Annotated in this window: 16 protein-coding genes; 7 read left to right on the forward strand and 9 right to left on the reverse strand. The window is 69.3% G+C overall.

Annotation, left to right across the window (positions count from 1 at the left end):
* Nucleotides 1-257: 257 nt before the first annotated feature.
* Nucleotides 258-461 (reverse strand): cold-shock protein, encoded by a 204-nt coding sequence (locus tag AC5WS8_RS15395; RefSeq protein WP_043442843.1) that lies wholly within the window; start codon nucleotides 459-461, stop codon nucleotides 258-260.
* Between the two features lie 286 nt (nucleotides 462-747).
* Here AC5WS8_RS15395 and AC5WS8_RS15400 point away from each other — a divergent pair, with 286 nt between their 5' ends.
* The 5 genes from AC5WS8_RS15400 to AC5WS8_RS15420 all read left to right on the forward strand — a co-directional run bounded on the left by AC5WS8_RS15400 (nucleotide 748) and on the right by AC5WS8_RS15420 (nucleotide 4,992).
* Nucleotides 748-1,596, forward strand: a complete 849-nt coding sequence (locus AC5WS8_RS15400; RefSeq protein ID WP_496103952.1) for a menaquinone biosynthetic enzyme MqnA/MqnD family protein — start codon at nucleotides 748-750, stop codon at nucleotides 1,594-1,596.
* A 33-nt stretch (nucleotides 1,597-1,629) separates the two neighbouring features.
* On the forward strand, nucleotides 1,630-2,355 hold the full coding sequence (locus tag AC5WS8_RS15405) for a prepilin peptidase (protein ID WP_496103953.1): 726 nt from the start codon (nucleotides 1,630-1,632) through the stop codon (nucleotides 2,353-2,355).
* A 90-nt stretch (nucleotides 2,356-2,445) separates the two neighbouring features.
* Nucleotides 2,446-3,645, forward strand: a complete 1,200-nt coding sequence (gene mqnC / locus AC5WS8_RS15410; RefSeq protein WP_496103954.1) for a cyclic dehypoxanthinyl futalosine synthase — start codon at nucleotides 2,446-2,448, stop codon at nucleotides 3,643-3,645.
* Nucleotides 3,646-3,818: 173 nt separating this feature from the next.
* Nucleotides 3,819-4,265: an imidazolonepropionase-like domain-containing protein gene (locus AC5WS8_RS15415; RefSeq protein WP_496103955.1), complete on the forward strand. Its 447-nt coding sequence runs from the start codon at nucleotides 3,819-3,821 to the stop codon at nucleotides 4,263-4,265.
* 31 nt (nucleotides 4,266-4,296) lie between these two features.
* The gene (locus tag AC5WS8_RS15420; RefSeq protein WP_496103956.1) at nucleotides 4,297-4,992 is read left to right on the forward strand and encodes a demethylmenaquinone methyltransferase; all 696 of its coding nucleotides are present in this window, start codon (nucleotides 4,297-4,299) and stop codon (nucleotides 4,990-4,992) included.
* Here AC5WS8_RS15420 and AC5WS8_RS15425 read toward each other — a convergent pair.
* Nucleotides 4,979-5,293: a PASTA domain-containing protein gene (locus AC5WS8_RS15425; RefSeq protein ID WP_496103957.1), complete on the reverse strand. Its 315-nt coding sequence runs from the start codon at nucleotides 5,291-5,293 to the stop codon at nucleotides 4,979-4,981. The two genes, AC5WS8_RS15420 and AC5WS8_RS15425, sit on opposite strands and share 14 nt — an antisense overlap.
* Before the next feature lie 154 nt (nucleotides 5,294-5,447).
* Entirely contained in the window at nucleotides 5,448-5,951 is a 504-nt protein-coding gene (locus tag AC5WS8_RS15430) for a GNAT family N-acetyltransferase (protein ID WP_496103958.1), read from the reverse strand.
* Between the two features lie 158 nt (nucleotides 5,952-6,109).
* Between AC5WS8_RS15430 and AC5WS8_RS15435 the strand changes: the two genes are divergently transcribed.
* Nucleotides 6,110-7,399, forward strand: a complete 1,290-nt coding sequence (locus AC5WS8_RS15435; protein ID WP_496103959.1) for a geranylgeranyl reductase family protein — start codon at nucleotides 6,110-6,112, stop codon at nucleotides 7,397-7,399.
* Nucleotides 7,400-7,537: 138 nt separating this feature from the next.
* Here the strand turns inward: AC5WS8_RS15435 and AC5WS8_RS15440 are convergent, their stop codons facing one another.
* The 6 genes from AC5WS8_RS15440 to AC5WS8_RS15465 form a co-directional block, all read right to left on the reverse strand.
* A complete protein-coding gene (locus AC5WS8_RS15440) occupies nucleotides 7,538-8,125 on the reverse strand; it encodes a DUF5677 domain-containing protein (RefSeq protein ID WP_496103960.1) in 588 nt (195 codons plus the stop codon).
* 6 nt (nucleotides 8,126-8,131) lie between these two features.
* The gene (locus AC5WS8_RS15445) at nucleotides 8,132-8,263 is read right to left on the reverse strand and encodes a hypothetical protein (RefSeq protein WP_496103961.1); all 132 of its coding nucleotides are present in this window, start codon (nucleotides 8,261-8,263) and stop codon (nucleotides 8,132-8,134) included.
* Nucleotides 8,264-8,350: 87 nt separating this feature from the next.
* Nucleotides 8,351-9,160, reverse strand: coding sequence for a phosphotransferase (locus AC5WS8_RS15450; RefSeq protein ID WP_496103962.1), 810 nt, complete (start codon nucleotides 9,158-9,160; stop codon nucleotides 8,351-8,353).
* Nucleotides 9,161-9,250: 90 nt separating this feature from the next.
* Complete coding sequence (locus tag AC5WS8_RS15455; RefSeq protein WP_496103963.1) at nucleotides 9,251-9,712, reverse strand: glycine-rich domain-containing protein; 462 nt, start codon at nucleotides 9,710-9,712, stop codon at nucleotides 9,251-9,253.
* Between the two features lie 329 nt (nucleotides 9,713-10,041).
* Nucleotides 10,042-10,479: a hypothetical protein gene (locus tag AC5WS8_RS15460; protein ID WP_496103964.1), complete on the reverse strand. Its 438-nt coding sequence runs from the start codon at nucleotides 10,477-10,479 to the stop codon at nucleotides 10,042-10,044.
* Between the two features lie 381 nt (nucleotides 10,480-10,860).
* A complete protein-coding gene (locus AC5WS8_RS15465; RefSeq protein WP_496103965.1) occupies nucleotides 10,861-11,661 on the reverse strand; it encodes a C40 family peptidase in 801 nt (266 codons plus the stop codon).
* Between the two features lie 805 nt (nucleotides 11,662-12,466).
* Here AC5WS8_RS15465 and AC5WS8_RS15470 point away from each other — a divergent pair.
* The gene (locus AC5WS8_RS15470; protein ID WP_003992243.1) at nucleotides 12,467-12,826 is read left to right on the forward strand and encodes an NADH-quinone oxidoreductase subunit A; all 360 of its coding nucleotides are present in this window, start codon (nucleotides 12,467-12,469) and stop codon (nucleotides 12,824-12,826) included.
* The last annotated feature ends 3 nt before the right edge of the window (nucleotides 12,827-12,829 follow it).

Here is a 12,829-nt window from a genome sequence, read left to right on the forward strand (position 1 = left end):
TCAGGAGGTGGACCAGGGCCCCGGGACCGCACGGCGTTTCGCGGTGACGTCGCCCGGTCGTACCAGGCGCTGGTGCCGGGGAGCGCCCTCGTGCTCGTCATGCGGCAGCACCTGTGAACGGGCACGGCTCTCGCGCGGCGACCGGCGCATCCGGAGGAATTCGCGAAGAATTCACCGAAAGGCAGGAGCCCCGCCGCCGAATGGCGCAGGGCTCCTTGGGTACTGCTCTCAGTTCTGGATCAGGGACTTCAGCGATCTCAGATCGCGGTGACGTTCTCCGCCTGCGGGCCCTTCGGGCCCTGCGTCACGTCGAAGGAGACCTGCTGGTTCTCCTCGAGGGAACGGAAGCCGTTCGCGTTGATCGCGGAGTAGTGGACGAAGACGTCCGGGCCGCCGCCTTCCTGGGCGATGAAGCCAAAGCCCTTCTCGGCGTTGAACCACTTCACGGTTCCGGTAGCCATAAGCCCTCCTTGGGCCCAAAGGGTCGCCCTGCTCCAGAACTGCAAGTGTGAAAACGGAACCGCCGCACAACTGCATATGTCTGAAAACGACGAGAGCCCGCGGTCACATGCTCCGCAGGCTCTGTACTGCAAGGAAACCAAACTGCAACTTGCTGCGAGCGTAGCACGCGGGGAGCCGAATGCAATAGAGGTCAAGATCACGTCACCCGTACGTTTGAATGATCCGGGAGCTCTTGACAGCGGGGGCGGAGACGGTGCCCCGCGCGGTGGGGTCTAGTCTCGCGATGTGGACAATTCTCGCACCCGGCCGCGCGTCGGCCACATCCAGTTCCTCAACTGCCTGCCCCTGTACTGGGGGCTCGCGAGAACCGGCACCCTCCTCGACTTCGACCTGACCAAGGACACGCCCGAAAAGCTCAGCGAGCAGCTCGTGAAGGGCGACCTGGACATCGGCCCCGTCACCCTGGTCGAGTTCCTCAAGAACGCCGACGACCTGGTCGCCTTCCCCGACATCGCGGTCGGCTGCGACGGCCCGGTGATGTCGTGCGTGATCGTCTCCCAGGTCCCGCTGGACCGGCTGGACGGCGCCCGGGTCGCCCTCGGCTCCACCTCGCGGACCTCCGTGCGCCTGGCCCAGCTGCTGCTCGCCGACCGGTACGGGGTGACGCCGGACTACTACACCTGCCCGCCCGATCTCAGCCTGATGTTGCAGGAGGCCGAGGCGGCCGTGCTGATCGGCGACGCCGCCCTGCGCGCCAACCTCATCGACGGACCGCGCTTCGGCCTCGACGTGCACGACCTCGGCGCGCTGTGGAAGGAGTGGACGGGCCTGCCGTTCGTCTTCGCGGTCTGGGCGGCGCGGCGCGACTACCTGGAGCGGGAGCCCTTCATCACCCGCAAGGTCCACGAGGCCTTCCTCGCCTCCCGCAACCTGTCCCTGGAGGAGGTCGGCAAGGTCGCGGAACAGGCGGCGCGCTGGGAGGCCTTCGACGAGGACGTCCTGGAGCGGTACTTCACCACGCTCGACTTCAGCTTCGGGGGACCGCAGCTGGAGGCGGTCGCCGAGTTCGCCCGCCGGGTCGGCCCCACGACCGGGTTCGCGGCGGACGTGAAGGTGAAGCTGCTCCAGTCGTAGGGCGGTTGCCCCATCGGTCCCTACGCTGTCCGGGTGGATCTGGACCTCTGGGCGGCCGTCGGGGCCGCGGTGTGGGGTGCGGCGGCCGGCGCGCTGGTGCCCCGGGCCGCGTACCGGCTGTCCGTCGAGTCCGGGCAGCCGTGGCGGGACCGGTGCCCGGACGGGCACCCGGTCCGCGGATGGGTCGGGCGGGCCCGGTGTGCGGACGGACGGGCCTACGGCCCCGGGACGGTGCTCGTGGGCGCGGTCACCGCACTGGTGTGCGTCGTGCTCGCGCTCGCGACCGGCACCCGCCCGGAGTTGGCCGTCTGGCTGCTGCTCGCCCCCGTCGGCGTCCTGCTGACCGTCGTGGACTTCCGGGTGCAGCGCCTGCCGGACGTCCTGACCCTGCCGCTGGCCGGCGCCGCCCCCGCCCTGCTGGGGCTGGCCGCGCTGGCGCCCGAGCACGCGGGACGGTGGCGCACCGCACTGCTCGGCGCGCTGGTGCTGGGCGGCGGGTACTTCCTGCTGTTCCTCCTCAACCCGCACGGCCTCGGCTTCGGGGACGTCAAGCTGGCGCCCGGGCTCGGGGCGGTGCTCGGCTGGTACGGCTGGGGGACCGTGGTGCTGGGGACCTTCGCCGGGTTCCTGTTCGGCGGGCTCTACGGGCTCGGGCTCGTCCTCGCCCGGCGGGCCGGGCGGCGCACCGCGATCCCGTTCGGGCCGTTCCTCATCGCGGGCGCGTTCGTCGGGCTGCTCATCGGCGCGTACGCGGCCTGACAGCGGGCCCGTAAAACCGCTGGCGTAGGCTGGTTCGGTCCGTTCACGACCCTTGCGTGTCCGTCCGCACCTCCGCCGAAAGGGAGCCCGGTGACCGAGAAGGCCGACCTGCAGTCCGTGCTCGACCGTGCCGCCGACGGTGGGCGGATCACCCTCGAGGAAGCGCTCTCCCTCTACCGCGACGCGCCGCTGCACGCACTGGGCGCCGCCGCCGACGCCGTACGCCGCCGCATGTACGCCGGGACCGAGCACATCGCGACGTACATCATCGAGCGGAACATCAACTACACGAACGTCTGTGTGACGGCGTGCAAGTTCTGCGCCTTCTACGCGGCCCCCAAGGACACCGGGAAGGGCTGGACGCGCGACCTCGACGACATCCTCCGGCGCTGCGCCGAGACCGTCGAACTCGGCGGCACCCAGATCATGTTCCAGGGCGGTCACCACCCGGACTACGGCGTCGAGTACTACGAGAAGCACTTCCGCGCCATCAAGGAGGCGTTCCCCCAGCTGGTCATCCACAGCCTGGGGGCGTCCGAGGTGGAGCACATGGCCCGCATCTCCGGCGTGTCGGTCGAGGAGGCCGTCTCCCGCATCCACGCCGCCGGCCTCGACTCCTTCGCCGGCGCCGGTGCCGAACTGCTGCCCGAGCGGCCGCGCAAGGCGATCGCGCCGCTGAAGGAGAGCGGCGAGCGCTGGCTGGAGATCATGGAGGCCGCGCACCGGCTGGGCGTGGAGTCCACCTCCACCATGCTGATGGGCACGGGTGAGACCAACGCCGAGCGCATCGAGCACCTGCGGATGATCCGCGACGTGCAGGACCGCACGGGCGGCTTCCGGGCGTTCATCCCGTACACCTACCAGCCCGAGAACAACCACCTGAAGGGCCGCACCCAGGCGACCGTCTTCGAGTACCTGCGGATGATCGCGGTCGCCCGCCTCTTCCTCGACAACGTGAGGCACATCCAGGGCTCGTGGCTGACCACCGGCAAGGACGTCGGCCAGCTGACCCTGCACTACGGCGCCGACGACCTGGGCTCGATCATGCTGGAGGAGAACGTCGTCTCCTCCGCGGGCGCCAAGCACCGCTCCAACCGGATGGAGATCATCGACCTGATCCGGAAGGCGGGGCGCGTCCCGGCCCAGCGGTCGACGACGTACGAGCACCTCGTGGTCCACGACGACCCGGCGAACGACCCGGTCGACGACCGCGTGATGTCCCACATCTCCTCAACGGCCATCGAGGGCGGCACCGCCCACCCGGAGTTGAAGCTCCTTGCGTCCAACTGAGCGGTGTCGGGGAGGCGGAGTGCGTTCCCGCGTCGTCCGGTGCGGTGCATCGGCGTGCTGCCGTATCGCCCGAGTTCGCCCGGTGCGAGGGCGATTCGGCAGTGCGGCGTGCTGCCGCACCGGACGGTGTGGGGGCGTGCCTCACCTCCCGGGCACCGCTTAGGGCCGGCGGCATGCTGACGATTCACGCCGCGGACGAGCTCCGGGTCGCCTGGGACGCCGACCCCGTCAAGAACGGTGCCGTCGCCGTCGAGGGCACCCGGATCTCCGCGCTGGGACCCCTCGCCGCGCTCCGGGAGCGGTTCCCGGACGCCCGGGTACGCCGCTGGCCCGGCACGCTCGGCCCCGCGCTGGTGCACGAGGGCCCGCTGCCGCAGGCACCCACGCCACGCGAACGCGTCCACGCGGTGCTGAAGCTGGGCGCGGTGGCCGTCCTGGCGGAGCACGCGGGCACGCCCGAACTGCGGGTCGCCGCCCAGCGCAACGACGTCGTGGTGCTGCGGGGTACCCGCCGACCCGGGCTGGCCGAGGCCGGCCGCGCCGACCTCGCCGTCCTCGACGAGACGGGCGCCTGCCTGGCCACGGTCTGCGCGGGCCGTCTGGTGCACCGCAGACGCTGAGCTCTCGGGCCCTCCTGCCACAATGGGCCCCGTGACCCGCGCATCCCTGGACAAGCAGCCGCACGAAGTCGCCTCGATGTTCGACGACGTGGCGGAACGGTACGACCTGACGAACGACGTGCTGTCACTCGGGCAGGCACGGCTGTGGCGCAAGGAGGTCGCCAACGCGGTCGACGCGCGCCCGGCGCAGAAGGTGCTCGACCTCGCGGCGGGCACGGCGACCTCGTCGCTCCCCTTCACGCGGACGGGCGCGTACGTCGTCCCGTGCGACTTCTCCCTCGGGATGCTCCAGGTCGGCAAGAGGCGGCACCCGTGGCTGCCGCTCACCGCCGGCGACGCGACGCGGCTGCCGTTCAAGGACGGCACCTTCGACGCCGTGACCATCTCCTTCGGGCTGCGCAACGTGCAGGACACGGACGCGGCGCTGCGCGAGCTGTACCGGGTGACCAGGCCCGGCGGGCGGGTCGTGATCTGCGAGTTCTCGCATCCCACGTGGGCGCCGTTCCGCACGGTCTACACCGAGTACCTGATGCGCGCGCTGCCGCCGGCGGCCCGCGCGGTGTCCTCCAACCCCGAGGCGTACGTCTACCTCGCCGAGTCCATCCGCGCCTGGCCCGACCAGCCGGCCCTCGCCGAGCGGCTGCGCGGGGCGGGGTGGTCGAAGGTGGCGTGGCGGAACCTCACCGGCGGGATCGTCGCCCTGCACCGGGGCTTCAAGCAGGACTGACCGCGTACGGGTCGCCCGGCTCGTCCAGCTCCCGCCGCATTCCGCCCCTGGGCGGCGGCGGCACGCGCGGTTCGCGTACGCCCGCTCCTCCGCCGCCCTCGCCTTCACCCAGGTCGAACCAGACGGTGACGACGGCGCCGCGCGGCACCTCGGCGCCCGGCTGCGGGTACTGCCGTACGACGTAGTCGACGACGGTGTTGCGGAAGTCGGGCCGGTCGGGTGCGGCGAGCAGAACGCCCTGCTGCTTCGCGGCCTCGCGCGCGTCCATCGCCATGAGACCGATCAGTCGCGGAACGCGCACTTCGGGTGTTTTGGGTGGTATAGGCACAGATGTCACCCCCAGCGGTACTGGAAGGGTAACCGGCCGGGGGTGCCACCCGGAAGCGCCAGGTGTCCTCCTGTGACAGTCGGTCACTCTCGGTCACGGGCCGCGCTGGGAGGTCACGGATCACAGGTCACAGTTCGAGGCGATAGCAGTGGCCCTGCCGCTGCGAGGGCGTCGCATAGGTCTTCACCAGGCGCATTCCCAGCCGCTCCGTGACCGCGATGGACCGCGTGTTGCGGGAGTCCACCATGGCCACCACGCTGCCCACGCCCGCCGCACGCACGCGGTCCAGGGTCGTCCGGGCGGCCGCCGTCACGTACCCGTTGCCCCAGTGGGCCCGCCCGAGCCGCCAGCCGATCTCGATCTCACCCTTCGGGCCCCACTCGCACGGCCACGGCTGCGCACCGGTGAAGCCGATGACCTCCCCCGACTCGTCGAGCACGCTCCACAGACAGAAGCCGTGCTCGGCGTCGTGCCGGCGCTGGCGGGCGGTGAGCTCCTCGTAGACGGACAGCTCGGCGGCCTTGCCGCCGTGGAACTCCATGACCTCGGGGTCGGCGAACACCCGGTGCCAGGCGAAGGCGTCCTCGTCGGTGGGGACGCGCAGCCGTACGTCGGGCAGAGCTCGGTTCATGGGGGCAGCCCTTCAGCCGGGGGATCGGTGACGCTGAATAGACTGCCCATGTCCAGTGCCCCTCAGCACGTGGTTTCGGCCGCGGTTTTCCCGTGGCCCTCTCACTGCCTGCGGCCGGCACCGGTGTTGCCGTCGTCGAGTCTTGGGGAGAACCCGCCGTGACCGAGCCCCAGCCCCTTACCGAACACACCGCCGATGTGATCGTCGTCGGGGCCGGGCCAGCCGGTTCCACCACCGCCTATCACCTCGCGAAGGCGGGCCTGGACGTCCTGCTGCTCGAGAAGACCGCCTTCCCGCGCGAGAAGGTGTGCGGCGACGGCCTCACCCCCCGCGCCACCAAGCAGCTCGTCGCGATGGGCATCGACATCTCCGAGGAGGCCGGCTGGCTGCGCAACAAGGGCCTGCGCATCATCGGCGGCGGTGTGCGGCTCCAGCTCGACTGGCCGGATCTCGCCTCGTACCCGGACTACGGACTCGTCCGCAGGCGCGACGACTTCGACGAGCAGCTCGCCCGGCAGGCGCAGAAAGCGGGCGCGCGCCTGTACGAGCGCTGCAACGTGGGTACCCCGATCGTCGACGACCGCACCGGCCGCATCACCGGCGTGCACGCCAAGCTGGGCGAGGAGAAGCTCGAGGTCACCTTTCACGCGCCGCTGGTGGTGGCCGCGGACGGCAACTCCTCCAGGCTGTCGCTGGCCATGGGGCTGCACCGCCGCGAGGACCGCCCCATGGGCGTCGCGGTCCGTACGTACTTCACGTCCCCGCGCCACGACGACGACTACCTGGAGTCCTGGCTCGAGCTGTGGGACCGGCGCGGCGGCCAGGAGCGGCTGCTGCCCGGCTACGGCTGGATCTTCGGCATGGGCGACGGGACCAGCAACGTCGGCCTGGGTGTCCTGAACACCTCCGCGTCCTTCAAGGAGCTGGACTGGCGGGAGGTGCTCAAGGCCTGGTGCGCCTCGATGCCCCAGGACTGGGGCTACACCCCCGAGAACATGACCGGCCCCATCCGCGGTGCCGCCCTCCCCATGGCCTTCAACCGCCAGCCGCACTACACGCGCGGGCTGCTTCTGGTGGGCGACGCGGGCGGCCTGGTGAACCCCTTCAACGGCGAGGGCATCGCCTACGCCATGGAGTCCGGCCAGATCGCGGCGGACGTGATCGTCCAGGCGCTGGCCCGCGCGACCCCCGGTCAGCGTGAACTCGCCCTGCACAACTACCCGAAGATCCTGAAGGACACCTACGGCGGCTACTACACACTGGGCCGCGCCTTCGTGAAGCTGATCGGCAACCCGAAGGTGATGAAGATCGCGACCCAGCGCGGCCTCACGCACCCCCTGCTCATGAAGTTCACCCTGAAGATGCTCGCCAACCTCACCGACCCGACGGGTGGCGACGCGATGGACCGGATCATCAACGGGCTGTCGAAGGTGGCTCCGCGTTCGTGATCATTCAAGCTGAATGGCTCGGACCAGCCATGGCCTACGGAGCGAGGCCGTTTACGCCGTAGGCCATGACTGAACGTGAGGCGGCCCCGGCACCTCGTCCTGAGGAACCGGAGCCGTCTGGCCGTCGTCCTTCTCGGGTCAGATCGCTCCGACCAGACCTGCGTCACCGATGGCCTTGAGGTCGTTCGTCCAGGGCGAGCCGACCATCAGATCGTTGAACGCGATCATGCCGAAGAACAGGAAGAAGAAGGCCATGTACGGCGACGCCTCCATCGGGTCGCCGTCGATGCCGTACGTCGGGGTGAGGGACAGCTCAATGGTGTCGTCCGACTCCCGGTAGAAGCACCCGGCCGCCGTGAGGGTGGCGTGCGAGAGCTGAGTCTCCCCCACGTGCGACTCGAACAGTCCGCCGCCGAGGCTCTTGGCGAGAGCGTTCATCTGCAAGTACTGATGGGCCAGGTTGCTCGGGATCACGGCGTCCCGCACGGCGTCGGCAGCCTCGGGGTCGTATTTGTACCCACCGTCGTCCGCTGCCTTGCGGAGACCAGCGTGCTTGAACTGGTGTGCCTTGTTCATGGAGTCCACGGCGTCTTCGCCGTCCCTGACGAGCCACTGGAGGTGAGCGACGTACTCGATCATCAGGCGCCGGTTGGGAGCGGCTTCGTGGCCAAGTCCCTTGCTGTGCAGAGTGACCACTGCGGCGGCCTGCCGGTGCAGGGCGGCCACCAACCCTCAGCCGACCTGAAACGGTCGACGGTTCTCGGGGGCGGGAGCGTGGTCGGCGGCACCGCCGACCAGCAGCTTGGTCAGAGCCTCCAGGCCAGACACTGCCCGCCTGTTGAACTCTGCGACATCTACGGTCATACGCACATCGTCCCGCACGTGGGGTCCCGTACGCACCATCATTTCCGAACTGACGAAGAATCATCCGGTGCGCCCATGAAAGGACCTTTATGGAAACGGCACTTTCTCGCGGTGGGCAGCCCACTCTCCTGCGGCGGCGGTGAGGGCGGCACGGTGCGGCAGTGGTCGAGTCCGTTCCCAGTCTTCCCACACGCGGAAGACGGTGCGCGCGAACGTGGTGACCATGGCAGGGGCGGCAGCGCTGTACGCGGGAATCTGCCGGGCGACTGCTTCGGCCTGCTCTGCGGTGTGTCCGGCGGAGATGAGCCGCGGGATGGTCAACGCGGTGTCCGCCCATGCGGGGGCGGGGCAGGCTAGAGCCCAATCAAGTAGCAGCAGTTTGCCGACAGGGGTTACCAGCATGTTGTGCGGCGACATGTCTGTGTGAGCGAGCCCTCGACCTTGCAGCCCGGCTGGAACATCCTCGGGAAGGAAGTCGGCCCACCGTGTGTGAAGCGGCTTCTTACGCAGCGCCTCAGGCCATGGCACCTCGGACACGACGGTGAGCGTTTGGACAAGGGGGGCGAGATCGTCAGACGCCGGTGTCAGGTCCGGGTAGCGTCCCTCGACGTACTCGTACCCGTACAGCAGCCACCCGCCGGCGTCGACGTCCCAGAGGACGTGGGGCGCACGAGGCGCGTTCCGGGTGACTTGCGCCTCGTGGCGGTACACCCAAGCCTGCGGGTCGTCGCGGCGGGTACCCTTGACGAACATTCGGCCCGCTCGTGTGTCGACGGTGCAGGCGAGTCGAGACATGACGCCGTGCGGTGCGGTCGCGGCCTCCTCGACCGGGCCCGTGTGGTGCTCGACGGCGGCCCGGGTTGCGGCGGGTAGGTCGTGCCATTCGATGCGGTCCACCGCCGGTCTCCCTGCATTGGTCGAACAAAAGGGGGCCGGCCCCCGGTTTGGCCACAGCGTGGCACAGACCAGAGGCCGGCGGGGGCACCGTTAGGGATGGAACGGGCTGTCCGAGCAGTTCGCGTGGCACTGCGAGCACTCGGCGAGGTCCAGCTCGGGCCAGAACTCCATGTCGATCTCGTACCCGGCGAGTGTGATCGCGTCGACCGTCCGGGCACGGAGGGCCTTGCCACCCCCGTGCTCCTCCGGGTCGAGGTATCCGGGCTGGTGGTCCAGGAATCGGCCGAACTTCTCCTCGCAGAACTCCCGATACGCCTTGGTGCGGAGCAGGAAGGCGTGCCAGAAGTCGTCGACGAGGGGCGACGGGCTGAGCGGCTTGTCGCTGTAGTCGCACGCGGCGAGGAAGGCGAGCATCTGCCCGACGCCACGGTCGGCCTTCTCCTCGGTCAGCTGCGGGAACTTGGCGCGCATGTTGTCGACCAGGGTCTCGCGGAGTTCCGTGCTGATCAGCGTCCGTGCGTCGGTCGCGGTGTGCTTCTGCGCGGTGGTCACGTTCCGTGCCTCCTTGCGTTGGGTGGTGCTTCGGACGTGGTGGTGCGCACCGCGGCTGGCCCCGGTTGGCGGCCTCCGCCGCGGTGGAACCCCGCCCGCCCAGGGGGAGCAGGAAGCATCCGGGCGGGCGGGGGGGCCTTATGCCGCTTCCGGGGCGGCGTCGGGGATGGTCAGTGCCGGGCTGTTGGCTCGCGGGCCGTCGAGGCCGGTGCCTACGAGCACACCGAGACAGGTGAAACCGGTAGCCGTGCCGATGGCCCAGAGCACGCTGAAAAAGAACCCGACGGGATCGGAGAGGCGCCGTAAGCGGGCGGACGCGTGGCGGGCGCTCACAACTTGCCACCGCGTGCCGCGTCGCGCAGTTCGAGGATGCGCCCCACCTGGTAGGCGTACAGCTCCAGCTGCGCGGGGTCGAGCACGAGCAGGGATTCGCTGATCCCACCGTCCTCGTAGTGGACGGTGACAGGCAGGCCGCCCCGCTCGGCGTGCTGGTCGTACATCACGTCCCGCTTCTGCGGCGTGATGTGTGTGACCTGAGCGGGGACAGGGCGCAGGGTTGTTCCGTCGTAGGGGACAGACCACTCGTCGCCGCCTCCGGGCGGCACCAGGCCGTAAGTCCGTCTACCGTCGCCGGGCAGAGCCACGACGACACCGATCTCGCCCTTGGTGGTGTCCCGGGCGAAGTCACCGAGTCGGGGATAGAACGGTGCGGCGGTCCCTAACTCGCCGCCCTGCGAAGGGAGATGGGTGGTTCCTCGTCGAGTCATGTCCCTGACGCTAAGAGTGCGCCAGGGGCCCAATATGAATCTTCGTCGACGCGGTTTTCGAGGTTGTCGAGGCGTCCCTCGGTCTGGTTGCTCCGCTGAACGAGCAGGGCGAGCGCGCCGTCGATGCGGGCGACCCCCCCTCGACCGGTGGCGCGCAGCCGTTCAAGAGCCCGCTCCACGGGCGTACCCGGCACGGGGGCCGGCGGCCGCAAGCCCCTGTTCCCGGTGAGCACGGTTCCGGTTCTTCCCCGGCCCGGCTGAAGGACGGGCTCCACGACATTCGACGTGGGGTGAGCCGGGGCCGGCCGGCGGATGAGCCGGGAGGGCCGCCGCCCCGAGGGCGACGGCCCTTGACATCCCGTACCGCTTGCGACGGTCCGGTCAGAGCACGCGGACCGCGCCGGACGGCGGGTCGTAGGACAGCGGGTGCTCCCCGACACCGCTGGAGGGGTTCTGCGCGCCGACGAACATGCCGTCGCCCACGTACACCGCGACGTGGTAGGCGCTGCCCGCAGCACCCCAGTAGAGGATGTCGCCCGGCTGCAGGTTGCTCAGCGAGACCTGGGTGCCGGCCGTCGACTGGTCCTGGGAGACCCGCGGAAGGTTGATCCCGACCTGCTTGAAGGCCGTCTGCACCAGGCCGGAGCAGTCGTACGCCGAGGGGCCGGTGGCACCGGAGACGTACGCCTTGCCGATCTGCGCCTTGACGAAGGCGACGACCGCCGCGGCCGAACCGGTGGCCGTGGAGGAGCTCGTCGACGTGCTGGTCGCGGCGGCGAGGACCGTCCGCTCGGCGCTGCGCGAGGCGGCCTCCGCCTGCTTGCGCTCGGCCTCGGCCTTCCGCTTGGCCTCGGCCGCCTTCTTCTTCGCCTCCGCCAGGTCCGCCTTGGCCTGCTTCGCGGCGTTCGCGGCGGCCGTGTCACGCTCGACCTGCAGCTGGTAGTTGGCCGCGGCCTGCTGGGTGGCCGCCGCGGACTGTGCGACCTGGGTGGCCACGTCGGCCGTCAGGGTCGGCAGTTCGAGCGTCTGGGTCACCGGCTCTGCGGCGTTGGCCGATGCCGAGGATCCGGCCACGGCCAGGGTGCTGAGGACACCACCGGCGACCCCGGCCCGCATCGCGATGGTCGACGCGCTGCGGTTGCGGGGCTTCCGGTGGCTGCGTATGTGAGCGGTGTGGGACATGGGGACAAGCGGTACCAGGGACTCCTCCATACCTTCAAGAAACGTGTGGTCCGCCACAGTTGTTCAATGCGCGGCTCGAATCCCCGACGTGTCATTCTTTATTGACGCCGTAACGGGCAAAGCGGACAGTGATGATCAAGCCTGTGATCACGGGCTTTCATCGTTACGTCCTGAATTGCTCCGCACCTACCATCGGTTGGGACGGTTGGCCAAGCCCGCTTTATTGAACCGTCACGCGGATGTGGCGCAGGTCACGGAACGGTCACCGTCGCGGCGGCGTCTCGCGCGCGCAGCGAACCACCCCGGTTCACACGCCTGCCCCGCCGCCCGTGCATGCATGCACCTCTGTGCGAGAAGTCGCCCCTCTGCTCGTGAACGCGTGCACACGTCCATATTCGCCCCACTCCTCCCTCTGATGTGTGAACGCGCGCCTTTACCAAGGGATCTGGCCCAGCGCCAATTTGCTTTGAGCGCTTGCCCTTTGATAGTGCAAGACCGCCTCGACCAGCGGAGACGGGCGAAAATGTCACCTCTTGGTGATCACTCGACTGCTTCGCGTGCGTAGATCACCGCTCATCCGACTTCATGATCCTTCGCCTGGTGGTGGAGATCACAAAGTACGTGCTGACCCCCGTGTCGCAGATCACACACCCGCGGGCATAAGATGCACGGCAGTTGGGCTTGTGACCTGCTTCACATGTCCGCGATCTTCGCTGGGGCAAGCGGGGCTTTCGGGACATGTGGGACAGAAGTGGGCCCAGCGCAACCGCCAGCAGTCAGTGCCGACTGAGAGGAGCGAGGAGCGGTGAACGCGTATGCGCCCATCCTCGTACTGGGAGCCCTCGGGGCAGGCTTTGCGATCTTCTCCGTGGTCATGGCCACGCTGATCGGTCCGAAGCGGTACAACCGCGCCAAGCTCGAGGCCTACGAGTGCGGCATCGAGCCGACCCCCACGCCGGCGGGCGGCGGGCGCTTCCCGATCAAGTACTACCTGACGGCGATGCTCTTCATCGTCTTCGACATCGAGATCGTCTTCCTCTATCCCTGGGCCGTCACCTTCGACGCCCTGGGGATCTTCGGGCTCGTGGAGATGCTGCTCTTCGTGCTCACCGTCTTCGTCGCGTACGCGTACGTATGGCGGCGCGGCGGCCTGGAATGGGACTGAGGG

This window comes from Streptomyces sp. PTL18 (assembly GCF_059510295.1).

What these genes read in the sequence shown, in the direction of transcription:
- AC5WS8_RS15395 (WP_043442843.1), bottom strand. Translation starts at nt 461, where the DNA reads ATGGCTACCGGAACCGTGAAGTGGTTCAACGCCGAGAAGGGCTTTGGC.
- AC5WS8_RS15415 (WP_496103955.1), top strand. Translation starts at nt 3,819, where the DNA reads ATGCTGACGATTCACGCCGCGGACGAGCTCCGGGTCGCCTGGGACGCC.
- AC5WS8_RS15430 (WP_496103958.1), bottom strand. Translation starts at nt 5,951, where the DNA reads ATGAACCGAGCTCTGCCCGACGTACGGCTGCGCGTCCCCACCGACGAG.
- AC5WS8_RS15445 (WP_496103961.1), bottom strand. Translation starts at nt 8,263, where the DNA reads ATGACCGTAGATGTCGCAGAGTTCAACAGGCGGGCAGTGTCTGGCCTG.
- AC5WS8_RS15460 (WP_496103964.1), bottom strand. Translation starts at nt 10,479, where the DNA reads ATGACTCGACGAGGAACCACCCATCTCCCTTCGCAGGGCGGCGAGTTA.
- AC5WS8_RS15465 (WP_496103965.1), bottom strand. Translation starts at nt 11,661, where the DNA reads ATGTCCCACACCGCTCACATACGCAGCCACCGGAAGCCCCGCAACCGC.